Genomic DNA, 22,296 nt, shown 5'->3' on the forward strand with positions numbered 1-22,296 from the left:
CCTTCGGGGGCCACCCTCCCCCGCAGAGGGGGGAGGGAGACACGTCTGCTCCGCTAGACCACACGAGAGGAGGGACGCGTTCCGCTTCATGCGACTCCTCATACACCGCCCCGCCCCGCGGGTCAGCGCCCCGCCTGGGGTTCGGCCGCAGCCTTCCAGGCCGGGTCCTCGCGCAGGGTCGCGGTCTCGTGCGTCTCCTGCCAACCCTCGACGCCCTCGGGGAACCAGCGCACGCCGGTATAGCCCTTGCGGACCAGACGCTTGGCCGCGTTCCAGCTACCCCAGCACTCCACATGGCAGAACACCACGACGGGTTTAGCCGTGTCGCCGCCGGTCAGCTCCGCGACCCGGGCGTAGAACAGGGCCTCCCGCTCGGGGGCGATCGGCTCGGCCCCGGCCAGCGGCATCCAGACCGAGCCGGGGATCGAGGGATGCACCGGCAGCCAGAGGCGGCCTTCGGGGAAGTTCGACGGCTTGCGGTCCGGGGCGGCGACGTCGATCAGCACCGGCTTGTCCGGCCCCGCCATGAGGGCGGCGAGCGCGTCGGCATCGACCACCGCGGCGCCCTTCAGGGTCTGTGGGGTGTAGCCCTTGGGCGGGCCGGCATAGAGCCCCTCCGGCTCGGGCACGTTGACGGGGGAATCGGCCGGTGCGGCGGCGAGGCAGCCGACGGCGGCGAACGCCGCCGCCAGCCGACCGATCAGGGATGCGCGCCGCATGGTCAGTTCGTCGGGCTCGGCGGGGTGAAGCTGTGCTGCCAGCTACCGCCGGCATTGTCGCTCGCCGCGACCTGGAGCGGCTTGCCGTCAGGCTTGAACGCGAAGTTGATCACCGGGTTCGAGGCGATCGAGATGTCGCCCGTCATCGTGAAGACCTTGCGGTCGCCGGCCGAGACGGTGAGCTTGTCGATGTAGCGGGCCGGCGTGTAGTCGCGGGTGACCTGGTTCATTTGCATGCCGGAGAAGTTCGGGTGGCGGATCATCAGCGTCGCCTCCACGGGCTTGCCGGCCTTCGTCTCGGCGAACTTCATCCGCATGTCGCCCATGCCCTTCATGGCCTCCTCGTCGCTCATGCCCATCGGGGCCGAGCAGCCGCCGGACGCCTTCACGAACTGCTTGGCCTCGTAGAGCTTGCCGTCCTGGGTCTCCACCACGGCGTGCATGTCGGTATAGTTGTTGACCCGCACCCGGAGCTTCAACTCCGCCGGGTCGGCGGCCGGCCCGAACTCGAACCGGGCCGCGTAGGGCGCCGGGTTGTCGTCGATGATCAGCGACACGGCCTTGATCTGCCCGTCCTGCGGCATGGTCAGGGTGATGGGGACCAGGGCGGCGTCGAGCGCGCGCGCCGGCGCATCGATCTTCACCAGGCTGTCTGTGGTCTCGATGGCGCGGTCGCCGAAGATCGACTTGGCGATCTCCTGCCAGCGCGCGGTCCGCTCCTGCTCGGTGTCCGAGGCGCCGGCGGCCCGGACGGGCCCCGACAGGGCGGTGGTTGCAAGGATGAGGGCGAGCGCTGCCGCGTGGGCGGTCTTGAGCGTCATGGCGTTTCTCCCGGTTGGTCTCAATATGGAGGTTCGAGCGACTATTCCCACTCGAGTTCCTGATAGGCCACGGTGACGTTGCGGCCGTGATAGGTGTCGAACAGGGCCCACTTGTCCCGCTGGTCCCGGGCGACGCTGGCCACCGCCTTCTCGATCGAAACATCCTTGGCGATCGCCGCCCGGGTGCCGTCGCGCAGGGCGGTCAGGTAGCCGCTCAAGTCGTCGAGTGCCGGGGCGAGATCGACCGAGACCGGCCCATGGCCCGGCACCGCCCGGGTCGCCCCCATGGCCTTCAGCCGCTCGATTTCCTTGAGCCAGCCCCGCAGGCTGCCGTCCAGCGACGGGATCCGGTTCACGAACAGCAAGTCGGCGGGGAACAGCAGGCCGCTGGCGGAATCGCGCATCGACAGGTCGCAGCTGGTATGGGCCGGCCCGTGCGCCGTGAAGGTCAGGCGCCGGTCGCCGAGGTTGATCTCCGCCGTGTCGGCCACGCTGAGGGTCGGGTAGACCACCGGCCCGGTGCGCGCCTCGCCGAGCATCTCGATCAGGCGCTGACGGTAGAATTCGCCCCGTGCGCCCAGCGCTTCGGCGAGCTTGGCGTGGCCGATGAACACTGGTTTGTCCTGCACGAAGGCACCCGCCCCGAACACGTGGTCCGGATGGACATGGGTCAGCACCACGTGGGTGATCGGCTTGGGCGTGCGCTTGGCGATCTCGGCCCGCAGCCACTGGCCGTCCACCAGGCTGCCGCCGGTCTCGGTCACGAGCACGCCATCGCGGCCGACGAGGAAACCGATATTGGCGATCGCGTCGGCGTTGTCCGGCGAAGCGTCCGCCGTGAGGCCCTGGCGCATGAAGATGCCGGGGCCGACCTCTTCCATCGCGAAGCCCTCGGCGGCGCGCCCGAGACTCGGCAGGCAGCATAGGCAGAGGCCGGCGAACAGGGCGTGACGTCGCGACAGGGTGCAGCCCGCACCGGCGGATTCGCCTGGATGGACGGCGGACGCCGTCATGCCGGAACCTCCCTGGTCTTGTTGCCTACCATTAAGTAGGTAGATCTTTCGGTGGTCAAGTGGCATGTTGGGGGGCGGGCCCCGGACGGTCACACGTTCACGCGAGCCGCAGAAACGATGTCTGACCGATGCGAGACACACGGACCGAGCTGCTGAACCAAGCCGAGATTCTGGTCCGGGGGCGCGGCTATGCCGGCTTCAGCTACGCCGATCTCGCCGAGGCGGTGGGCATCCGCAAGGCGAGCATCCACCACCATTTCCCCACCAAGGTCGATCTCGGCGCCGCCCTGGTGGCGGCTTACGCGGCCCGCTACGACGCCGCGCTCACGACGATCTGCGCCGATGTGCCGGACGGTCCCGGCCGGATCGTGGCCTATGGCCGACTCTATCTCGGCGGCGTCGAGCAGGGGCTCGGCTGCCTGTGCGCGGCTTTGGCCATCGAGGGCGAGGCCTTGCCCGAGCGCCTGCGCGCCGACATCGCGGCGTTCTTCGAAACGCATCTCGCCTGGCTGGAAACGATCCTGCGTGAGGGGCAGGCCGACGGCAGCGTCCAGCCGGGCCAGGAACCGGCTGTGCTCGCCCGCTACGTCATCGCCACGCTGGAGGGGGCACTGCTGATGGAGCGGCTGTTCGCGAGCCCGGCGGCCTTTTCGGGGACTCTGGCCGTGCTGGTGGACGGCCTCAGGCCGCGATGAACCGCGCGAACCCGTCCGCCCGCAGCCGGCAGGCCGGGCAGGTGCCGCAGCCGTAGCCCCAGGCGTGCCGCGCCCCGCGCTCGCCGAGGTAGCAGGTGTGGCTGTCCTCCACGATCAGCTCGACCAGCGGGCGCCCGCCCAGAGCTTCGGCCAGCCCCCAGGTCTGCGCCTTGTCGAGCCACATCAGCGGCGTGTGCAGCACGAACCGGCGCTCCATGCCGAGGTTGAGCGCCACCTGCAGCGCCTTGATCGTGTCGTCCCGGCAATCGGGATAGCCGGAATAATCGGTCTCGCACATGCCGCCGATCACGTGCCGGATGCCGCGCCGATAGGCGAGCGCCGCCGCGAAGGTCAGGAACACGAGGTTGCGGCCGGGCACGAAGGTGTTGGGCAGGCCCGACGCCTCGAACCCGATCTCGGCATCCCGGGTCAGCGCCGTCTCGGAGATTTTTCCCAAAGCATCGAGCGCGACCGTGTGGTCGTCCCCGAGGCGGGAGGTCCAGGCCGGCTGGACGCGGCCCATGCCGGCGCGCAGGACGGCCCGGCGGTCGAGCTCGACCCGGTGTCGCTGGCCGTAATCGAAGCCCAATGTCTCGACAAGGTCGTACCGGTCGAGCGCCCAGGCGAGGCACGTGGCCGAATCCTGGCCGCCGGAGAACAGGACCAGCGCCGATCGGTCGCCGATGATCGCAGCGTCAGTCGCCATCGTACTCCGCCCAGGACATCGGCGTCTCCGCGACCCGCACCCGGGCGAGCCCCGGCAGGTCCGGCCGCAGCCGCTGCCAGATCCAGGCCGCGATGTTCTCGGCGGTCGGGTTTTCCAGCCCCTCGATCTCGTTGAGGCAATGGTGGTCGAGCCGCGCCAGCAGCGGCCCGAAGATGCTCTCGATATCGTAGAAGTCGATCACCCAACCCGTATGCGGATCCACCGGCCCGGAGACGGTCAGCTCGACGCGGTAGGAATGCCCATGCATCCGGTGGCAGCGATGCGTCGCGGGCACGTTCGGTAGCCGGTGGGCCGCCTCGAAGGTGAAGGCTTGGGTGATGTTCATCGTTTTTTTCGTAGCGATCCCGCCCGCGCCCCACATCCTGAGGTGCCCGGCGATCGGAGATCGACGGGCCTCGAAGGAGCCCTCCAGGGATCGCCGCGAGTCCTGGGGCTCTCCTTCGAGGGCTCCGCTTCGCTGCGCCACCTCAGGATGAGGTGATCTGGTGGGAGGAACGCGGGATCGACGGATCCGTTATCGGGTCCGCCCGATATAGCATCGAATCGTGGTTCGCGCGCCTACCCACCGCTCTTCCCGGAAACCCCAGCCTGCGCGAAGGTCGCCATGCCGGTGTGGCAGGCGAGCGCGCCTTTGAGCAGACCGATTGCCATGGCGCTCCCGGAGCCCTCGCCGAGCCGCATCCCCAGTGCGAGCAGTGGTACCAGGCCAAGCCGTTCCAGCACCTCCGCGTGGACGCCCTCGGCCGAGACGTGGCCGGCCAGGCAATGGTCGAGTGCGGTCGGGTCCACGGCGTGGAGCAAAGCCGCTGCCGCGGTGGCGACGTAGCCATCGATCACCACCGGGATGCGCTGCAGTCGGGCGGCCAGGATCGCGCCGGCCATGGCGGCGATCTCGCGGCCGCCGAGCCGGGCCAGCACCTGGAGCGGGTCGCCGAGATGGCCGGCATGGTGGGCGAGCGCCGCCTCCACGGCTGCAACCTTCCGGGCCAGGCCGTCCTGATCGACGCCGGTGCCGCGCCCGACCCAGTGGGCGGGCTCGCCACCGAACAGGGCGGCGTAGAGGGCGGCCGCCACCGTGGTGTTGCCGATGCCCATCTCGCCGATGCCGAGGCAATCGGTGCCGGCGGCCACCGCCTCCATGCCGAACGCCATGGTCGCCACGGTGGCGCGCTCGTCGAGGGCCGGGCCTTCGGTGATGTCGCCGGTCGGCATGTCGAGGGCAAGGTCGAACACCTTGAAGCCGAGCCCGTAGGCCGCGCAGATCTGGTTGATCGCCGCCCCGCCGGCCGCAAAGTTGTCGAGCATCTGGCGGTTGACCGCATCCGGGAAGGCCGAGACGCCCTTGCGCGTCACCCCGTGGCTGCCGGCGAAGACGCAGACCAGCGGCCGGTCGAGGCTCGGCGGTGCCTTGCCCTGCCAGGCTGCCAGCCAGGACACGAGGCTCTCCATCCGCCCGAGCGAGCCCGCCGGCTTGGTCAGGGTCGCGTCCCGGGCGGCGACTGCCTCCTGCGCGTCCCGGTCGGGGCCCGGCATCGCCTTGAGCAGGTTGCGGATGTCGTCGAACGGGCCCGGATCTGTCTTTGCGGCGTCGGACTTAACGGGGTCGGTCATGGCGGCGATGATTTCCTGTGGGCGCCCGCGAACGGGGAGACGGCGGCGTATCGGGGCGCCTATAGTGATCCTGTGCCGCCCGACCGTTCGCGATCGGCTCGCCCCGCCGGGGGCGGTGGGGGAGAGACCGCGATGGACAGGCAGACCGGCGGGGAGGCCGACTGGCCCGGGCGCGGCGCCCTCTACGACCTCGCCGGGTGCCTGCGGTTCTACTCCCGCCTGCCCGTGCCGCAACTGCCCGGCGAGCCCGATCCGCACCGGGTCCCGGATTTCACCGCCCTGCCCCGGATGCTGCCCCTCGCCGGCCTGATCCTCGCTCTTCCCGCCGCCCTGACGCTGACGGTGGGTTGGTGGATCGGGCTGGGGCCGTTCCTGGCCGCGACCCTGGCGGTGGCCGTCATGGTGCTGGCCACCGGGGCGCTCCACGAGGATGGCCTGGCCGACGTCGTCGACGGCTTCGGGGGCGGCGCCACGCTCGAACGGCGCCTGGAGATCATGCGCGACAGCCGGATTGGCGCCTATGGCGGGGCGGCCCTGGTCCTGGCGCTGGCGCTGCGCATCGGCGCGCTGGCGACGCTCCTCGACCGCACCGGCTACGCGGCCGCGACCGCGCTGATCCTGGTCGCGGCCCTGTCGCGTCTCGCCGCCCTCGCCCCGATGGTGCTGCTGCCGCCGGCCCGGCCGGGCGGCCTCTCCGCCGCGGTCGGCCGCCCGGACCGGGCGAGCCTTTGGGTCGCCCTCGGTAGCGGCCTCGCCATCGCGCTGGGGAGCGTTCTCCTCGGCCTGCCGGTGGCCGGCGTCGCGCTGATGATCCTGTTCGCCGGCCTCGGGGCGCTCGCTCTCACCCGGCTCGCCCGGAACAAGATCGGCGGTCAGACCGGCGACGTGATCGGCGCCTGCCAGCAGCTGGCCGAGATCGCCGCGCTGCTGGCCCTGGTGGCGTCGCTGGCGGATTGATGCGGCATTCAAGGCCTTGATCGAGCCACGATCCCTCGGCCAAGGATCGGCGATGCAGCCCGCGCCCAAACCCTCGTCCCCCTGCACCAAGGTCTGCGTGCTCGACGCCGGCAGCGGACTGTGCCGCGGTTGCGGGCGCACCCGCGACGAGATCGCCACATGGGGCGGGATGCCGGAGACGCGGCGGCGCGCCATCATGGCCGGGCTCGGTGCGCGGCTGCGTGCGGCCGGTTTCACCCCCGTCGAGGAGCCGCTGCCGTCATGATCTATCTCGGGCTCGCCGCGATCGCGCTGGTCATGGGCGTGCTGGTCCTCAGCGACGGCAGCGACAGCATCGGCGGCGTGATCGAGCCCGACCACCTTGCCGGGCTCGCCTCGACCGGGGGCATCCTGATCCTGGTGGTCGCCGGCTACTGGCGGCAGATCACGACCTCGCTCGGCCCTAGCCTTCGGGCGCTGCTGGCCTGGGCGCTGATCGGGCTCGCCCTGGTCATCGGCTACAGCTACCGCGACCGGATCCAGGGCGTCGGTGCCCGGGTGCTCGGCGAACTCCGGCCGGGCTCGGCCGTCTCCAACCCCGGCGGCGGCGTCACGATCACCCGGCGGGCGGACGGCGACTTCCGGGTCGACGCCGAGGTCAACGGCCGCATGCAGCCGTTCCTGTTCGACACCGGCGCGAGCAGCGTGGTGCTGACCGCCGAGAACGCGGCCGCACTGGGCCTCACCCCGGCGGCGGCCGACTTCACCGCCCGGGTGTCCACGGCCAACGGCATCGCGTATGCGGCGCCGATCCAGCTGGATTCGCTGCGCATCGGCACCATCACCGAGCGCCGGGTGAACGCCATGGTGGCGCGGCCGGGCTCGCTGGCCGGCAACCTGCTGGGCCAGACCTTCCTGACGCGCCTGTCGGCCTACGAGGTCCGAGGCGACCGGCTGATCCTGAGCCCGCCCTGAGGCGGCGCACGCCTCAGGCCGCCTGCGCCTCCGGCGCTTCACGCGAGACCATGGCCACCGCGTCCCGCAGGGTCTGGAGTCCGGCGTCGGGCCGCATCCCGTGGGTCGAGAGGTGGCGCCGGAAAGCCCGGGCGCCGGGCCTTCCGTTGAACAGGCCGAGCATGTGGCGAGTCACGGCATGCAGGCGCTCGCCCCGGGCCAGGATTTCGGCCAGGTAGGGCTCGAACGCCGCCACGGCCGCGAAGGCGTCGGGGACCGGTGCGTCCACGCCGAACAGCTCCGGATCGACGCCGAGCAGCAGCGCCGGCTCGGTATAGGCGGCGCGGCCGACCATCGCGCCGTCCACCTCGGCGAGGCGCGCGCGCACTGTATCCAGGTCGTGCAGGCCGCCGTTGACCGCCACCGGCAGGGCGCCGAGCCGCTGCTTCAGCCGGGCGGCGCGGCCGTAATCGAGGGGCGGCACGTCGCGGTTCTCCTTGGGCGACAGGCCCTTGAGCCAGGCCTTGCGAGCGTGGACGATCAGCCCGTCCACCCCTGCGGCCACGACCGCGTCGGCGAGTGCATCCAGGGCCGCCTCGGGATCCTGGTCGTCGACGCCGATCCGGCACTTGACCGTCACGGGAACCAACACCGCCGCCTTCAGGGCCGCCACGCAGTCGCCGACCAGGGTCGGCTCGCGCATCAGGCAGGCGCCGAAGCGGCCGTCCTGCACCCGGCCGGACGGGCAGCCGACATTGAGGTTGATCTCGGCGTAGCCGAAATCGGCCGCGATCCGCGCCGCCTGCGCCAGTTCGGCCGGATCCGACCCGCCCAGCTGGACCGCGACCGGATGCTCCTGCTTCGAGAACCCGAGCAGCCGATCGCGCGGGCCGTGCAGCACCGCGCCCGTGGTGACCATCTCGGTGTAGAGCCGCGCCCGCGCCGACAGGGTGCGGTGGAAGGCCCGGCAATGCCGATCCGTCCAGTCCATCATGGGGGCGACGGAGAACCGCCATCCCGGAAGTGCGCCGCAAGTCTCAGCCGCCGTCACGTGTGCGAGATCCGTGTTGACCCGTATCCTGCCGGCGCACCGCGCCTCGGGACGCGGTCGGTGTCTTCCGGTGGATCGAGGAGAAGGCCCCGCTGATACCACGGGCGGGCGAGCCTCGAAAAGCGCTCGGGTATGGGACACCGCCCGGGTGGGGCGCCTGGCGGTGTCCCCGGATACAGAGAGCAGGAACGATCCGGCTTAGAACACCGGCATCGCTCCGGCGACGGTGATGAGCGCGCCCGACGTGTAGCTGCTCTCCTCGGAGGCCAGCATCACGTACGCGGAGGCGAGCTCGGCCGGCTGGCCCGGGCGGCCGAACGGCACTTGGCTGCCGAAGGATTTCACCGAATCCTGGCTCATTCCGGACGGGATGAACGGCGTCCAGATCGGGCCCGGCAGCACGCCGTTCACCCGGATGCCCTTCTCGGCCAGGAGTTGGGACAGGCTCAGCACCATGTTGCTCAGCGCGCCCTTGGTGGCGCTGTAGGCCATGAGCGACGGCATCGGATGCTTGGAATTCACCGAGGAGGTGAAGATCACCGACGCGCCGGGCTTCAGGTGCGCCAGCGCCGCCTTGGTCACGTAGAACGGGCCGAACACGTTCGTGCGGAAATGGTCCTCGAAGATGGTGTCCTCGATGGCGTCCAGGCCCTCGTTCGGCTGCTGGAACGCGCCGTTGTTCACCAGCACGTCGAGGCGTCCGAAGGTCTCGGCGGTGCGGGCTACGATCGCGCGGCCGTAGGCGGGATCCTTGAGATCGCCCGGCAGCAGCAGGGCGCGCCGGCCAGCCTTCTCGATCCAGCCGCTCACCGCCTCGGCATCCGCCTGCTCCTCGGGCAGGTACGAGATGGCGACGTCGGCCCCCTCGCGGGCATAGGCGATCGCCACCGCACGGCCGATGCCGCTGTCGCCGCCGGTGATCAGCGCGACTTGGCCGGTGAGCTTGCCGGAGCCCTTGTAGCTGTCCTCGCCGTGATCGGGCTCGGGCGCCATGCGGCCGGTCTTGCCCGGAAAGCTCTGCGGCTGTGCCTCGAACGGCGGACGGGGATACTTGTGCAGCGGATCTGTGGTCATGCGGGGTCTCGCGTTGGGATACGGGTCCAACGATGGCTCGACCGGGGTGTTCCTGTGCCGCGCCGACGCGCCGATGGAGCAGAGACGCGGCGACATCGAGCAGCAACAGGCGGTCCCCACTCTCCGGCGCGAGGGAGAGGGCGCCATGATCGTGTTGGAATCGGAGGATCGCGTCGCACGCAGGATCGATCGCGCCCTGCTCGGTGCCGCGATGCTGTCGCTCACCCTCGGCTTGGCTGCTGGCCTGTGGGGCGTGCTCCAGTGAGCCCCGCACCGGGCGCCGCCCCGATCCGCAGCGGATGCCGGCGCATCGTCCTGAAAGGCGGCCACAGGCGTTCGGCAAAGAGGCGATGCGCATCAGAAGGCCAGCGCATCGTGCCGGCTCCGGTCCCCGGCACGATGCGTTAGGCCCGCTCGCGATGCGCCGGCCCGGTCTCGATCGCACCGCCGTCGTTCTGATCTGCGCGGGCCTCGTGCTGCTCGCGATGGCGCAGCTGCTGGTTGGTTTCCCGTGACGGGCCGCGGGGGCCTCCAGCGTGAAAGGGGGCGGGACCGATGCTGAACCGCGCCCTCGTGGCCGCGACCCTCCTCGCGGTGGCCGCGTTCCTGGTCTACCTGGCGGGCCTCGCCCGCGAGGCCCTGTCGCCGAACCAGACCTACGCGGCCAGCATCGGCCTGACCCTCGACCAATGCGTGACGGCCCAGGACGGCCTCTCGGACGCGGAGGCGCGCGCCTATTGCCGACGGCCGGTGCCGAAGCGGCCGTGAGGCGCGGATGCGAACGCGGTTCGGGCTCGTCGGGCCGGCGTCTCCGCCTTGGGGATGCGCGGGCTTTTTGATTCGCATCATCCCGGAAGCCGGCGGCCGGCTTCCGGGATGATGCTCTAGCTGCCGAACTTGTAGTTCAGGCCGAAGCGGCCGAGCACGCCCTCGTTCCGGAAGCGCGCGGCGTAGGCGCCGACGCCTGGCCCCACCGCCACGAGCGGGACGGTGCGGCGGCCGAGATCGTAGTACAGCGCCTCGCCTCTGAGGGTCACGGCGTTGGTGTGGAAGATGTTGAACGCGGAATCGGTGGGTAGGGCGAACTCGATGCCGCCGCCGACGGCGTAGCCGGTCTCGACGCGCGAGCTGCTGCCGTAGAAGCTCGGACGGCCGGACGCCGTCTGGAACACGCCGCGGTAGGTCTCGCCCGCGTAGGCGAAGCCGCCGGTGCCGTAGACGAGGGTGCGGTCGAAGGCGTAGCCGACACGTCCGCGCAGGGTCCCGAGCGCGTTGCCCATCTGCCGGAAGGTGCTGATCCCGCCGAGCCGCCCGGTGCTGCTCCGGGTGCGGTTCTGGTCCGTGTAGGCGAGGTCGGCCTCGGCGCCGACGACGAAGCCGGAGCCGGGTGTCAGCTGGACATTGTAGCCGAGCTGACCGCCGCCAACGAAGCCGTCCCGCGGCAGCGAGCGCGTGCCCGGACGATCGCCGGTCACGACCCCGTTGTTGAACGGGAGCACGCCCACGGTCGTCACGGCATCCTTGGTGCTGGTGATGTAGCCGGCGTTGATGCCGAAATACGGGCCCGCCCAGGTGAAGGCCGGCAGGGCCGGCGGCGGGGGCGTATATGCACGGCGGGGAAGATCCGCGGCCGAGGCGACCGTGGTCAAAGCAACGAGCGCGGACACGGGGGCAAAAGTCTTGTAGAACATGAGTCGTCCAAGCAAAAATTATCGAATTTTGATATCAAAGCTTGGGGTTCGGAGCTGTTACACGCCTACAACACTTAGAGACTAACGTATTACGCGAATAAAAAACGATCTAACGCTATCTTTATTTTAAATAAATCAAAATATAATCATCGTCGGGTGAGACGAATTTATTTTATGCAATAAATCGGTTCGCGAAAGCGCGATATCGAAGGGTGCCGGACCGATCGGCGGTGCCGCTTGAGGCCCGTCACAGGGTCTGTTTAACCCCGCTCATCGTGAGGCCCGCTTCTGCGCCGCCGCGGCTCCGAACGCTGCGAACAATGCCCGGTTGATCGGGTTCGTCGCGGCGTCGTGCTCCGGGTGCCACTGTACGCCCAGGGCGAAGCCCGGCGCGTCGTGGATGCGGATCGCCTCGATGGTGTCGTCCTCGGCGATGCCCTCGATCACGATGCGGGCGCCCGGCTTCAGGATGCCCTGGCCGTGCAGGGAGTTCACCCGGATCGTCTCGCACCCGAGCAGCCGCGCGAAGGCGCCGCCCGGGGTCAGGCGGACCGCGTGGCGGTCGGCGAACACCACTTCGAGGTCCGGGTGGATCTCGCCGTTCTCGAGCCGTGGCATCCGGTGGTTGAGGCGACCGGGCAGATTGCGGATCTCCGGGTGCAGGCTGCCGCCGAAGGCGACGTTCATCTCCTGAAACCCGCGGCAGATGCCGAACAACGGTACGCCCCGCGCCACGCAGGCCTCGATCAGTGGCAGCGCCGTGGCGTCGCGGGCCTCGTCGTAGGGCTCGTGGGCCGGGTCCGCGGCGGTGCTGAACCGGGTCGGATGGACGTTGGCGCGGCCGCCGGTGAGCAGGATGCCGTCCACCGTGTCGAGGAGGTCGCCGAGATCGGTGATTCCGGGGCAGCCGGCGAACATCAGCGGCAGGGCCCCGGCCACGTCGGCCACCGCCCGGAGGTTGTTCTGGCCGACGATCTGGGCCGTGAACCGGTTGTCGAGCAGGCGCGCGTTTCCGATGACGCCGATCACGGGTCTCGCCATCGTCCCGGCCACTCCTTGTCCCGGCTTCGCCGCAGGCCCCGCACCTTGCGGTTGGCATTACGACCCACGCAAACCCGACGCCAGTCCCGTCAGAGCCCGAGAACACCCGTGGCCCGGGCCTCCTCGCACAGTATCTCGGCGACTCGCTCGGGGGCCTCCTCGTGCGCGAGATGGCCGAGCCCGCGGATCAGCGCGACGCGGGCGTCGGGCAGGCGGTCGCGGACCGAGAAGGCGGTGTCGGGCCGGATCGCCCGGTCGTCGCCGCCGACGATCAGCAGGGTTCGGGTCGTGAGGTCCGGCAGCGCCCGGTGCAGCCCGGCGAGATCCCAGTTCGCCATCATGCCCAGCGCCCCGCGGACGTGCCCGGCCCGGGCGAACAGGCGCCTGTACAGATCGACGCCCTGCGGATCGAGCCGTGAGCCGGTCCCCTCGATCAGCTTCTTGGCCGCCGACCGGTCCGCCGTCCAGGCAAAGATTTTTGGCGTGAACGGGTTGAGGAACAGCAGCCGTGCCATGCCTGGGAACAGCAGGCTCGCCGCCCCGGGCAAGGGTGCGAGGGCACCGTTGAACGCCGCGAGTAGGCGCGGTGCGATCGATCCATCCAGGCACATCCGCGCCAACACGGCCGCCCCGGCCGAGTGACCCGCCGCCACGATGGGCGGGCGTCCGAGCGCTCCCACGAGCCCCGCTACGGCCCGGGCCATGCCCGGCAGCGACAAGTCGGCGTCCGGTAGGGGATCGGTAAAGCCGTGGCCCGGAAGGTCCGGGGCGATGACGTAGAAATTTTGGGCCAGGAGCGACGCAAGGCCGCGCCAGGAATGGGTGGCCGCCCCGGTTCCGTGCAGAAGCAGCAGCACCGGCGCCTCGGGCTGCCCGAACTCTTGCACATGCCAGCGCAGGCCCGCCGCCTCGACGAAGCGGCTCGCGTCCCGGTGCGGCCAATCCCGGCCCTCGACCGCCCAATCGGGCCGATCCGCGTCGCGCGGGCTCAGCACCGGCCGGAATCCCGCAGCGCACCAAGCGCAAGCGTACCGCCCGCGCCTGCGCTATCGTGCCGTGTCGGAAGTATTTCGTAAGATATTGAGAAAGCATGCGGAAACTGCATGCCACCGCTGCCGGAGCCCGGATTGCTGCGACGCAACATCGGGGGCATCAAAGGGGCGAACACAGGCACCGCGCATCTCTCACCGTTGGAACCGGCCATGATCGTCTTCACCTCCTCGACCCATCACTTCGCCGGCTCGACCGACGGCCGCTGGAGCTTCCGCGGCCTGTTCCGCGAGATGCTGAACGCCTGGATGTCCCACAACCAGCGCGTCGCCGATCTCGGGGCCGGCTACCACCTCTGATCGTCGACACGGCCGGCTCTTTCCGGCCCGATATCCCGCTCAGAGCGCGGCCCGCACCGCCGCGCTGAGCAGGCCGGCATCGGCCCGGGGCAGCACGAGATAGCGGGCGTCCATCGCTTCGGCGACCGCGCGGGCGCCTTCGCCTCGGGCCCCGGTATCGATCACCAGGGCCGGCAAGCCGGCGGCCCGGAGCGCCCGGCCCGCCTGCAGGGCTTCGGCCCCGGCCCGGGCGCGGCCGCCCTCCCCCGAGCGCGCGACGTTGGCACGCCCGTCGGTCAGCAGCACGATCACCGGCCGGCTGCCGCTCCGGCGCACGCCGAGCGCCACGTCGAGTGCGGCATCGATCCCGGCGGCCAGCGGCGTTCCGCCACCGCCCGGCAGGCCCGAGAGACCGCGCTTCGCCCGGGTGAGCGAGCGGGTCGGCGGCAGCACCAGCTCCGCACCGCTGCCGCGGAACGCCACCAGGGCGACCCGGTCGCGCCGGACATAGGCCTCGGCCAGCAGCAGCTCGACCGCGCCCTTGGCCTCGGCCAGCCGTTCCAGGGCCGCCGAGCCCGAGGCGTCGACGCAGAACACCGTCGTGGTCTCGGTCCGCTGCCGCAGGATCCGGATCCGCAGGTCATCCCGCCGGACCACGATCGGGCGGGTTTCTCCCTCCGCCCGCCGCAGCGTCTGCCACGGGGCCGCCGCCCGCAGGGTCGCCAGCAGGTCGAGGCGCCCGCGCCGTGGATCGCCCCGTCGGCTGCCGATCGGCCGCCCGGTGCGGGACGCCGCCGGCTGGCCGACCCGCCCGGCCTTCGCAGCCGAGAGCCGCACGCCCCCCGCCAGCAACTGATCCAGGAGGTTCGCCGGGATCGCCGTGCGCACCGCCTCGAGCACGCGGTCGTCGGCCGCCTCGGCCGGGGCGGGATCCGCTGCGTCCTCCGCGGCGGCCTGGTCTTCCGCGGGCGGAGGCGGAGGGGGTGCCTCGGCGTCCTCGGAAGGCGCGTCCTCCGGCATGGGCAGCCGCGTGGCGCGCGGCGCCAGGACCAGGCGAGCCGCCGCCGTGACCTCGGCCATGCCGACCGGATTCCCGGCCACAAGGGCGCGCGCCACCCGGGCCGCCAGGATCGGCCCGCGCAGGGAGGCGACGCCGAACGCCTCCGCCAGCCGGCACAGCACGCCGAGCGGGTCGGCTTCCGGGTCGCCGGGATCGGCCTCCGGATCGACCTGAGCGGCGTCGCAATCCGCGAGCCCGACGCCGCTCAGGTTGATCCGGAAGGCGAGGCGGTCGGCGAGGGCCTCCGCCACGGTCTCGTCGCCATCGCCCTCGTCGAGCAGCACGAGGCCGAAGCGCGCCGGGCGCTCTGACGCGGTGCCGGTGTCGAGGGCGGTCGCGAGGCGCGCCGCGACGCCGGGGGGCAGTCGCTCGGCCATGGGCACGACGATCAGCCCGCCATCGGCCTCAGCGAGCAGGCCGGCCCGCGCCACCGGCCGGCCGGCCGCGAGCGTCGCGGCGAGGTCGAGGCCGCCGAGCAGGCCGTCGTCGCCGATGCCCGGCGGCAGCCGCCGCCAGGGCGTGCCGGGGGGGAGCGCGGCCCGCAGAGCGTCGAGCCAGCGGTCACGCACCGGTCCCGGCCAGGAACGCACAACCGCGCCGCCGAAGCCGTGCGGGTCGGTGGCGAGGAGGCGGGCGGCGAGCAGGGCATCGGGCCAGATTTTTTTTGGCGCTTCGGTATTTCCGGTCGCACGCTTTCCCTGTGAAACGTCGCCGCTGCTCAGCTCGCCACGTTCGCCCGCGAAAGCGGCGGGATTGATCGATTGGCCTCGGCTGGCCGCAACGGACCCCCTCTCCCGTGCGGGAGAGGGTTGGGGTGAGGGACCAGGTTTTTCCGGAGCAGTCGCATCCCTCACCCTGTCCCTCTCCCGCACGGGAGAGGGGACCCCCGCTTCATCTTCAGACGTGCGAGCCGGATGCCTTCCAGAGGTGAGAGGCGCCGGCCCCGTCACGAAAATACCTCCGCCAGCGCCCGCTCGACCCGGGCGGTCGAGCCGGATTCGTCCAGCGGGTTGCGGCGCAGGCGGTGGCGCAGGGCGGCCGGGGCGACCCGGCGGATGTGGTCGTCCGTGACCGACCCGGCGCCGTCGAGGGCCGCCAAGGCCCGGGCTGTGCGCATCAAGGTGAGTTCGCCGCGCAGGCCGTCGGTGCCGAGCGCCAGGCAGAGCTGCGCGGCGCGCTCCAGCGCCGAATCCGGCACCGTCAGGCCCGGAAGGCGCTCCCGGGCCAGCAGGATCTTCTTCCGGATCGCGGCCTCGTCCCGCTCGCGGGCGGCGCAGAACCCCTCGGGGTCGCGCTCGTAGGCGTCGCGCGCGCGCACCACCGCAATCCGGGTGGCGATGTCCCGCGGGGTCGCGACCTCGCAGGCCAGCCCGAACCGGTCGAGGAGCTGCGGGCGCAGCTCCCCCTCCTCCGGGTTGCCGGAACCGACCAGGACGAACTTGGCGGGGTGGCGCAGGCTGAGGCCCTCGCGCTCCACGGTGTTGATCCCGGAGGCCGCCACGTCGAGCAGGAGATCCACCAAGTGGTCCTCCAGCAGGTTCACCTCGTCGATGTAGAGAAAGCCGCGATTGGCCCGGGCCAGCAGCCCCGGCTCGAATGCCTTCACGCCGGCGCCGAGCGCCCGCTCCAGGTCGAGGGTGCCGACCACCCGGTCCTCGGTGGCACCCAGCGGCAGGTCCACCACCGGCACCGCCGTCTTGTGACTCTTGCGCGGGCCCGGCGTGGCCGCGCAGTGCGGGCAGGATTCGGCCGGGCTGTCGGGATCGCACCTGTACGGACAGCCGACCACCGCCCGCATCGGCGGCAGCAGGGCGGCCAGCGCCCGGATCGCCGTGGACTTGCCCGTGCCGCGGTCGCCGAACACCAGCACGCCGCCGATGGAGGGATCCACGGCGGCGATCAGCAGCGCCTGGCGCATCTCGTCCTGCGCGACGATGGCCGAGAAGGGGAAGGTTGGCACGCGGTGACTCGATGCTGCTGGTGGGATCCGATCCACCCCCTCATCCTGAGGTGCCGAAGCGCAGCGGAGGCCTCGAACGAGGCCTCCGGGGAGATCGGGTTGCCGGCTTGAGGGCTCCGTCGACGCCCGCTGGCGCGGGCCCTCAGGATGAGGGAGCGGGTGGGAGAAGGGAACCCCTACTCCGCCGCCTTCTGCCGGAGCCCGATCCGCGCCCAGATCGTGGACAGCGCCCCGACCAGGTTCGCAATATCCGCGTCCGTGTGCAGCGGCGACGGGGTGATCCGCAGGCGTTCGGTGCCGCGGGCGACCGTCGGGTAGTTGATCGGCTGCACGTAGATGCCGAACTCGTCGAGCAGGGTGTCGGAGATCGCCTTGCACAGCACCGGATCGCAGACCATCACCGGCACGATGTGGCTGTCGTTGGGCATCACCGGGATGTCGGCGGCCTCCAGGGCCTGGCGAACCTTGGCGACGCGCTCCTGGTGGCGGGCGCGCTCTGTGCCGCTGGCCTTCAGGTGGCGGATCGAGGCCGCCGCGCCCGCCGCCACCGCGGGGGGCAGCGAGGTCGTGAAGATGAAGCCCGAGGCGAAGCTGCGCACGAAGTCGCAGAGCTTCTCCGAGGCGGTGATGTAGCCGCCATGGACCGCGAACGCCTTGCCGAGCGTCCCTTCGATCACGTCGAGGCGGTGGGCGACGCCGTCGCGCTCCGAGATGCCGCCGCCCCGTGCGCCGTAGAGGCCGACTGCGTGGACCTCGTCCAAATAGGTGAGCGCCCCATGCGCTTCGGCGACGTCGCAGATCTCGTCGATCGGGGCGATGTCGCCGTCCATGGAATAGACCGACTCGAAGGCGACCAGCTTCGCACGGGCCGGGTCGACCATGGCGAGCTTACGGTTCAGATCCTCCGGGTCGTTGTGACGGAAGATGTGGCGCTCGGCCCGGGAGAACCGGATGCCCTCGATCATCGAGGCGTGGTTCTCCGAATCCGAGAAGACCGCGCAACCCGGCAGCCGCGACGCCAGGGTCCCCAGCGCCGCCCAGTTCGACACGTAGCCGGAGGTGAACAGCAGGGCCGCCTCCTTACCGTGGAGGTCGGCCAGTTCCTGCTCCAGGAGCACATGGTAGTGGTTGGTGCCGGAGATGTTGCGGGTGCCGCCGGCCCCGGCACCGCAGCGGTCGATCGCCTCGTGCATCGCCCCGGTGACCGCGGGGTGCTGGCCCATGCCGAGATAGTCGTTCGAGCACCAGACCGTGACCGGGCGCGTGCCCGACGAGTGATGATGCGTCGCGTGCGGGAAGTTGCCGGCGTGGCGCTCGAGATCGGTGAAGACCCGGTAGCGTCCCTCGCGGTGGAGTCCGGCGATCTCGGCTCCGAAGAAGGTCTCGTAGTCCATGTCGCCTCTCCCCGATTGGTTCGCGGGTTGCCCCCGCCTGTGAGGTTGGATTTCGCACGAGACCAGTTCCAAAGTGGTGCGCGCGCGAACTCCCGTTGTGATGGCCGGGTCTACCCGTTGTCCCGCGGCCGTGCCGCGCCGTCGGGCCCGCGGGCCGGCAGGCTCCACCGCCACAATTCGGCCGAGGGCAGCGGCAGCATCAGGAACCAGTGTTCGAGCGTAGCCAGCGCCATCAGGGTCGCCAGCACGGTGAAGCCGACGAGCTCATGCGCCAGCAGGTCCGGGCCGAGCGCCGCCCGCCCGAGCAACCCCGCCGCGATGGTCCCGAGGCTCACCGAGACCGGGAACAGCAGGTTCATCGGCTTGCGCGAGAGGTAACAGGCCAGGTAGCCGAGGTGATCCGGCAGGAACTCGGCGTGCAGGTTGCGCACCCCGAGGAACAGGTTGAGCCGCGCCGACAGGTTCATCACCACCAGGGCGCCGTAGGTCCACAACGCGATGGTGTTGGCCCCGCCCCAGACCAGCGCCAGGATCACCAGGCCGCCGATCACGATGGCGAATTCGTGCCACAGGCTGGTGGCGAGCGCCGCCAGGAACCGGTCGAGACCGCGCAGGCCCGGCGCGCAAGCGACCGGCTTCGGGCCCGACAGGAAGCCCATGTAATAGCTCATCTCCTGCCAGCCCCAGACCACCAGGGCCGCCGTGAAGGCCGTGTAGGCCCCGGCAGCGCTGGTGGTCTGGGCGCTGGTACGGATCGCCACCAGGGCGCCGGCAAGCAGCAGCGTCGCGCCGGCCATGCTCCAGGGATGCGTGCGCCGCGGCGCATGGTCGAGCAGCAGGATCAGCCCGGTGGAGAACCACCAGAGCAGAAGCGCGTAGACCACCGGCGCGGCGTAGGTCCCCATTCTACCAGACCGGCTGGAGACGGATATCGGCCGGCAGGGCGTTCGCCTTGACCGGCAGGAGGTAGAGCTGGACGAAGGTGGCGGCCGCGCGCAGCACTTGGACTCCGTGCTTCAGCTTACCCAGGACGCCGCCCTGGGCCCGGGCTTCCGCGATCGCCCGGGAGCAGGCGAGCAGCGTCTCCAGGCCGGCGTGGAACTTCGGGTTGTCGAGGTCGAGCTCCAGCGGGAAGGTCTGCCGCGAGATCTCGGAGGTGATGCGGAAAACCCTGTAATCGTAGTCGGTCGGATCGACCCCGAGCGCGGCGTGGAAGGCTGGGCGGTGATGGTCACGCACGTACATCGTGGCGAAAACCGCCAGCAGGAAGAACCGGATCCAGTAGCGGTTGATGCCGCTGGTCAGCTTGGGGTTGGCGCGCATCAACAGCGCGAACGCCTCGCCGTGGCGGAACTCGTCGTTGCACCACAGCTCGAACCACTTGAAGATCGGATGGATGCGCCGCTCCGGGTGCTTCTCCAACTCGCGGAAGATCGTGATGTAGCGGGCGTATCCGATCTTCTCGGACAGGTACGTCGCGTAGAAGATGAACTTCGGCCGGAAGAACGTGTATTTTTTCGACTTTGTGAGGAAGCCCAGGTCCACGCCGATGCCGAAATCCTTGAGCGTGTCGTTGATGAAGCCGGCGTGGCGGGCCTCATCGCGGCTCATGAAGCCGAACAGTTCCTTGATGTCCTTGTTCTTGGCGCGCTTTCTCATCTCGGCGTAGAGCACGCAGCCGGAGAACTCGGCGGTGATCGACGAGACCAGAAAGTCCAGAAACTCCTTCCGCAACTCGGGCTCCATCTGCGACAGGTCGCAGTCGAAGTCGGCGTTGCGGGTGAAGTGGCGCTTGTTAGGGTCGTCGCGCAACTCGGCGATGAGAAGATCCCAGTCCCGGCGCACGGGCTCGACATCGGTGCGGTCGAGCTCGACGAAATCGGTGGTGTAGAAGCGCGGGCTCAGGAAGGTCGTCTCCTGGGCGGCCTTGGTCGATTCGTTGACCGGCGTTTTCGGGACCGGCTGGCCGGAGAGCGGCGGGACAGGAGCGTTCACAGCTTCCTCCTCTCGGAAAAACTGACCTCGTAGAGTTCGGTCAGTTCGAGATGGGCGACGAGCTTGGTCCAGGCCCGCTCCAGCGGACCGGCCCGGGTGACGGTGGCGGTGCGGCGGACGGTGAGCCGCTCGCCATAGGGTACGGAGGTCGGCGCGTCGTGGACCTGGACCTCGTCGCCGGGCTCGATCTCGAAGCCGGAATCCAGGGTCACATGCGCGTGCAGGCTCTCGGGCGTCTGCTCGATCTCGACCGTGCAGGGCACAGTGACGGTGCGGCTCCCGAACAGGCCCATCAGCGTGTCCCCGGGCTGGCGGCGGCGAGCAGCCGGGCGAAGGCGCCGGCATTAGTCGGGCCGAACGCCTCGAGAGGCACCCGGCGGCCGGTGGCGTCGTCGGCGAGCGAGAGGCGGCCGTCGTCGTAGCGGGTCAGGCTGAACGGCTGTTCCTGGCCGAGGCCGTCGCGCTGGCGGGCCTGGGCCAAGCCCCGCAGCGTCCCGCGCAGAAAGCCGTCCTCGCCGGGCCGGATCCAGGCGACGATCTGACGGTCGGCGGCGTTGCGCAGGGCGATCGAGCCGTCGACCTGATCCTCAGCGCGGAATTCGAGCCGCTCGACCGGCTTGGCCGGCGGCAGGGCGATCATGCCGATGCCCTCGCTGCGCCCGATCAGGACGGCCAGCATGGAGAAGCCCATCAGCGCGCCCGCACCGATCATCAGCAGGGCCGGTGCCGGTCCTGCTGATCGGCCGACGCTCTCCGCCCGCTCGCCCATCGCGCCTCTCCCTACTCGGCCGCAACGAGGCGGCCGGGATTGTCTTGGACCGCCCGCGGACGCGGGACGATCATGGGCCGCACCGTCTGAGACACCTCGGCATGGGCCTCGATCGCCCGCGCCAGGACCATCGCGACCGCATCCGCATCGGGCACGGATCGCAGCATGGGCTGAGTCCGGCCGAGACGCCAGGGCCGGGCATGCGGCCACAGTTGAAGGTAGGCGATGCGGAGGCCCGGCCGCAACTGGAGCGGCAAGTCTCCGCTCCCGTCCGTGAAGGCACGCAACGCCGCACCCTCGATCTGGGCGAAGGGCACGTTGTGGGTCACCGGCAGGGCGATCCCGGCCTGCAGCACCACCCGGCGGTTGGTGATCGTGTAGACCGTGGTGCGGTGGGTCAGCCATGCGAACAGACGGAGCAGGGCCAATCCGACCGCTCCGACCACCAGCGTCGGCCCCACGGTGGAGAGCGCCGCCGCGGGCGAACCGGCGCTGAGCCCGAAGGCCAGGGCGCAGGCGGCGAACCAGGCGGCGACCAGGCGGGCGTGATAGATCCGGATCAGCGCGCCCCCGGTGGTCGGCGCACCCTGCCACAGGATGCGCTCGCCCGCCGGAAGCGGGCCCGGCAACCCGCGCAGGGTGCCCTCGGGCAGGAAATCGCCGCTCATAGCAGGGGCTCCGCCCGGGCCGGGGTGGCGTAGAGCGTGCCGGCGCCGAAATAGGCCATGATCCGCTCCTCCTCCAGGAAGGTGATGCTGTCGGGATCCCGGGTCGCCGGGATGTCGGCGAACTGATCGGCGAGCAGGGCTTCGGACTTCACCGTCTTGGTGAAGCCGCCGGCCCGGCAGAACGCGGACGGCATCAGCCGGCGTCCGCCCGTGGGCAATTCGACCTCGTAGTAGCGGATCAGCGATTCGCCGCGGTCGATCCAGACGTCGCTGACGACGCCCGCCACCCCGTTATCGGTGCCGAACACGGTCATGCCGATCGGGTTCGGGCCGTCCTCGTGGACGACGAAGGCGGTGGCGACCCGCAAGGGCACAATCCGCTTCTCGTCGTCCCAGGTCCTGTCGTGGACGTCGTGGCGGACGACCCAGGAACCGGGGCCGACGCCGGCCTGGAGCGACGTTTCGGTCCGCTCGTACGGCGCGCCGGGCCAGGGCTCGACCTTGCGGGCCGGGATCCCGGTCTCGATGTCGTCGCGGCCCTGCATCGCCTGCGGCGCGTAGGTGGTCTCGCCGCCCGGCAGGTGGAACGCCTTGGAGCGCGGGATCAGGACCGGATCCGGCGCCTTGCGGCGACCGACGATCTCGTTCTCCAGCGGATAGCCCTCCCGGCGATCTTCCCGGCGCAGCCAGAACACAAGGCCGGCGAAGAAGATGAAGAAGGCGTAGAGCACGACCTGGGCGACGTCGACGTAACCCGTAATGGCGCCGGTTGGCATGGTTGTCCTCCCC

The 22,296-nt window shown here is 70.6% G+C and carries 28 protein-coding genes; 8 read left to right on the forward strand and 20 right to left on the reverse strand.

Going from position 1 to position 22,296, the window contains the following annotated elements; genetic code table 11:
* Nucleotides 1-122: 122 nt before the first annotated feature.
* The 3 genes from FV233_RS12895 to FV233_RS12905 are packed head-to-tail and all read right to left on the reverse strand — an operon-like array spanning nt 123 to nt 2,553.
* The gene (locus FV233_RS12895) at nt 123-719 is read right to left on the reverse strand and encodes a rhodanese-like domain-containing protein (RefSeq protein ID WP_147855195.1); all 597 of its coding nucleotides are present in this window, start codon (nt 717-719) and stop codon (nt 123-125) included.
* A 2-nt stretch (nt 720-721) separates the two neighbouring features.
* Nucleotides 722-1,540, reverse strand: a complete 819-nt coding sequence (locus tag FV233_RS12900; RefSeq protein ID WP_147855194.1) for a quinoprotein dehydrogenase-associated SoxYZ-like carrier — start codon at nt 1,538-1,540, stop codon at nt 722-724.
* 41 nt (nt 1,541-1,581) lie between these two features.
* The gene (locus FV233_RS12905; RefSeq protein ID WP_147855193.1) at nt 1,582-2,553 is read right to left on the reverse strand and encodes a quinoprotein relay system zinc metallohydrolase 2; all 972 of its coding nucleotides are present in this window, start codon (nt 2,551-2,553) and stop codon (nt 1,582-1,584) included.
* Nucleotides 2,554-2,681: 128 nt separating this feature from the next.
* On the opposite strand from FV233_RS12905, the gene FV233_RS12910 reads away from it, so the two are divergent.
* Nucleotides 2,682-3,248: a TetR/AcrR family transcriptional regulator gene (locus FV233_RS12910; protein ID WP_147855192.1), complete on the forward strand. Its 567-nt coding sequence runs from the start codon at nt 2,682-2,684 to the stop codon at nt 3,246-3,248.
* Here the strand turns inward: FV233_RS12910 and queC are convergent.
* From queC to cobT, 3 genes are all read right to left on the reverse strand, one after another.
* A complete protein-coding gene (gene queC / locus FV233_RS12915; protein ID WP_147855191.1) occupies nt 3,235-3,954 on the reverse strand; it encodes a 7-cyano-7-deazaguanine synthase QueC in 720 nt (239 codons plus the stop codon). The genes FV233_RS12910 and queC overlap by 14 nt on opposite strands.
* Entirely contained in the window at nt 3,944-4,300 is a 357-nt protein-coding gene (queD, locus tag FV233_RS12920) for a 6-carboxytetrahydropterin synthase QueD (RefSeq protein WP_147855190.1), read from the reverse strand. Before queD ends, queC begins: the two co-directional genes overlap by 11 nt.
* A 233-nt stretch (nt 4,301-4,533) precedes the next feature.
* Nucleotides 4,534-5,586 (reverse strand): nicotinate-nucleotide--dimethylbenzimidazole phosphoribosyltransferase, encoded by a 1,053-nt coding sequence (gene cobT / locus FV233_RS12925; RefSeq protein WP_147855189.1) that lies wholly within the window; start codon nt 5,584-5,586, stop codon nt 4,534-4,536.
* Nucleotides 5,587-5,718: 132 nt separating this feature from the next.
* Between cobT and cobS the strand changes: the two genes are divergently transcribed.
* From cobS to FV233_RS12940, 3 genes are read left to right on the forward strand one after another with little or no spacing between them, the layout of a single operon-like run.
* Nucleotides 5,719-6,543, forward strand: a complete 825-nt coding sequence (gene cobS, locus FV233_RS12930; protein ID WP_147897703.1) for an adenosylcobinamide-GDP ribazoletransferase — start codon at nt 5,719-5,721, stop codon at nt 6,541-6,543.
* Nucleotides 6,544-6,595: 52 nt separating this feature from the next.
* On the forward strand, nt 6,596-6,808 hold the full coding sequence (locus FV233_RS12935; protein WP_147855238.1) for a DUF1289 domain-containing protein: 213 nt from the start codon (nt 6,596-6,598) through the stop codon (nt 6,806-6,808).
* Nucleotides 6,805-7,497, forward strand: coding sequence for a TIGR02281 family clan AA aspartic protease (locus FV233_RS12940; protein ID WP_147897704.1), 693 nt, complete (start codon nt 6,805-6,807; stop codon nt 7,495-7,497). The genes FV233_RS12935 and FV233_RS12940 overlap by 4 nt, the downstream gene beginning before the upstream one ends.
* Before the next feature lie 13 nt (nt 7,498-7,510).
* On the opposite strand, the gene dusA is transcribed toward FV233_RS12940, so the two are convergent.
* Nucleotides 7,511-8,527, reverse strand: coding sequence for a tRNA dihydrouridine(20/20a) synthase DusA (dusA, locus tag FV233_RS12945; RefSeq protein WP_147897705.1), 1,017 nt, complete (start codon nt 8,525-8,527; stop codon nt 7,511-7,513).
* 198 nt (nt 8,528-8,725) lie between these two features.
* On the reverse strand, nt 8,726-9,601 hold the full coding sequence (locus FV233_RS12950) for an SDR family oxidoreductase (protein ID WP_147855235.1): 876 nt from the start codon (nt 9,599-9,601) through the stop codon (nt 8,726-8,728).
* Here FV233_RS12950 and FV233_RS12955 point away from each other — a divergent pair.
* Genes FV233_RS12955 through FV233_RS12965 form a run of 3 tightly spaced genes read left to right on the forward strand, consistent with a single transcriptional unit; the run spans nt 9,600 to nt 10,369 of the window.
* Nucleotides 9,600-9,866 (forward strand): hypothetical protein, encoded by a 267-nt coding sequence (locus tag FV233_RS12955; RefSeq protein WP_147855234.1) that lies wholly within the window; start codon nt 9,600-9,602, stop codon nt 9,864-9,866. The two genes, FV233_RS12950 and FV233_RS12955, sit on opposite strands and share 2 nt — an antisense overlap.
* A gap of 34 nt (nt 9,867-9,900) precedes the next feature.
* Nucleotides 9,901-10,116, forward strand: coding sequence for a hypothetical protein (locus tag FV233_RS12960; protein WP_147897706.1), 216 nt, complete (start codon nt 9,901-9,903; stop codon nt 10,114-10,116).
* A gap of 40 nt (nt 10,117-10,156) precedes the next feature.
* Nucleotides 10,157-10,369, forward strand: coding sequence for a hypothetical protein (locus FV233_RS12965; protein ID WP_147897707.1), 213 nt, complete (start codon nt 10,157-10,159; stop codon nt 10,367-10,369).
* Nucleotides 10,370-10,485: 116 nt separating this feature from the next.
* Here the strand turns inward: FV233_RS12965 and FV233_RS12970 are convergent, their stop codons facing one another.
* The 3 genes from FV233_RS12970 to bchO form a co-directional block, all read right to left on the reverse strand.
* Entirely contained in the window at nt 10,486-11,292 is an 807-nt protein-coding gene (locus FV233_RS12970; RefSeq protein ID WP_147897708.1) for an outer membrane beta-barrel protein, read from the reverse strand.
* A 270-nt stretch (nt 11,293-11,562) separates the two neighbouring features.
* Nucleotides 11,563-12,333: a gamma-glutamyl-gamma-aminobutyrate hydrolase family protein gene (locus FV233_RS12975; RefSeq protein WP_147897709.1), complete on the reverse strand. Its 771-nt coding sequence runs from the start codon at nt 12,331-12,333 to the stop codon at nt 11,563-11,565.
* Between the two features lie 89 nt (nt 12,334-12,422).
* The gene (bchO, locus tag FV233_RS12980) at nt 12,423-13,328 is read right to left on the reverse strand and encodes an alpha/beta fold hydrolase BchO (RefSeq protein WP_147897710.1); all 906 of its coding nucleotides are present in this window, start codon (nt 13,326-13,328) and stop codon (nt 12,423-12,425) included.
* A 207-nt stretch (nt 13,329-13,535) separates the two neighbouring features.
* Here bchO and FV233_RS30305 point away from each other — a divergent pair, with 207 nt between their 5' ends.
* On the forward strand, nt 13,536-13,682 hold the full coding sequence (locus FV233_RS30305; protein WP_187277752.1) for a hypothetical protein: 147 nt from the start codon (nt 13,536-13,538) through the stop codon (nt 13,680-13,682).
* 39 nt (nt 13,683-13,721) lie between these two features.
* On the opposite strand, the gene FV233_RS12985 is transcribed toward FV233_RS30305, so the two are convergent.
* The 9 genes from FV233_RS12985 to puhA form a co-directional block, all read right to left on the reverse strand.
* The gene (locus FV233_RS12985; protein ID WP_147897718.1) at nt 13,722-15,380 is read right to left on the reverse strand and encodes a magnesium chelatase subunit D; all 1,659 of its coding nucleotides are present in this window, start codon (nt 15,378-15,380) and stop codon (nt 13,722-13,724) included.
* Between the two features lie 287 nt (nt 15,381-15,667).
* On the reverse strand, nt 15,668-16,681 hold the full coding sequence (bchI, locus tag FV233_RS12990; protein WP_147897711.1) for a magnesium chelatase ATPase subunit I: 1,014 nt from the start codon (nt 16,679-16,681) through the stop codon (nt 15,668-15,670).
* A gap of 176 nt (nt 16,682-16,857) precedes the next feature.
* Entirely contained in the window at nt 16,858-18,075 is a 1,218-nt protein-coding gene (gene hemA / locus FV233_RS12995) for a 5-aminolevulinate synthase (protein WP_147854062.1), read from the reverse strand.
* 110 nt (nt 18,076-18,185) lie between these two features.
* On the reverse strand, nt 18,186-18,980 hold the full coding sequence (puhE, locus tag FV233_RS13000; RefSeq protein WP_147854061.1) for a putative photosynthetic complex assembly protein PuhE: 795 nt from the start codon (nt 18,978-18,980) through the stop codon (nt 18,186-18,188).
* A 1-nt stretch (nt 18,981) separates the two neighbouring features.
* Nucleotides 18,982-20,070 carry a magnesium-protoporphyrin IX monomethyl ester (oxidative) cyclase gene (gene acsF, locus FV233_RS13005; protein WP_147897712.1) on the reverse strand — a complete coding sequence of 363 codons (1,089 nt, stop codon included), beginning with the start codon at nt 20,068-20,070 and terminating at the stop codon, nt 18,982-18,984.
* The gene (locus FV233_RS13010; protein ID WP_147854059.1) at nt 20,067-20,363 is read right to left on the reverse strand and encodes a hypothetical protein; all 297 of its coding nucleotides are present in this window, start codon (nt 20,361-20,363) and stop codon (nt 20,067-20,069) included. The genes acsF and FV233_RS13010 overlap by 4 nt, the downstream gene beginning before the upstream one ends.
* Nucleotides 20,363-20,839: a photosynthetic complex assembly protein PuhC gene (gene puhC, locus FV233_RS13015; protein ID WP_147854058.1), complete on the reverse strand. Its 477-nt coding sequence runs from the start codon at nt 20,837-20,839 to the stop codon at nt 20,363-20,365. Before puhC ends, FV233_RS13010 begins: the two co-directional genes overlap by 1 nt.
* Nucleotides 20,840-20,850: 11 nt before the next feature.
* Nucleotides 20,851-21,507 carry a photosynthetic complex putative assembly protein PuhB gene (puhB, locus tag FV233_RS13020; RefSeq protein WP_147897713.1) on the reverse strand — a complete coding sequence of 219 codons (657 nt, stop codon included), beginning with the start codon at nt 21,505-21,507 and terminating at the stop codon, nt 20,851-20,853.
* Nucleotides 21,504-22,283 (reverse strand): photosynthetic reaction center subunit H, encoded by a 780-nt coding sequence (gene puhA, locus FV233_RS13025; protein ID WP_147854056.1) that lies wholly within the window; start codon nt 22,281-22,283, stop codon nt 21,504-21,506. Before puhA ends, puhB begins: the two co-directional genes overlap by 4 nt.
* Nucleotides 22,284-22,296 lie beyond the last annotated feature (13 nt).

The organism is Methylobacterium sp. WL7 (assembly GCF_008040085.1).
GTDB lineage: Bacteria > Pseudomonadota > Alphaproteobacteria > Rhizobiales > Beijerinckiaceae > Methylobacterium > Methylobacterium mesophilicum.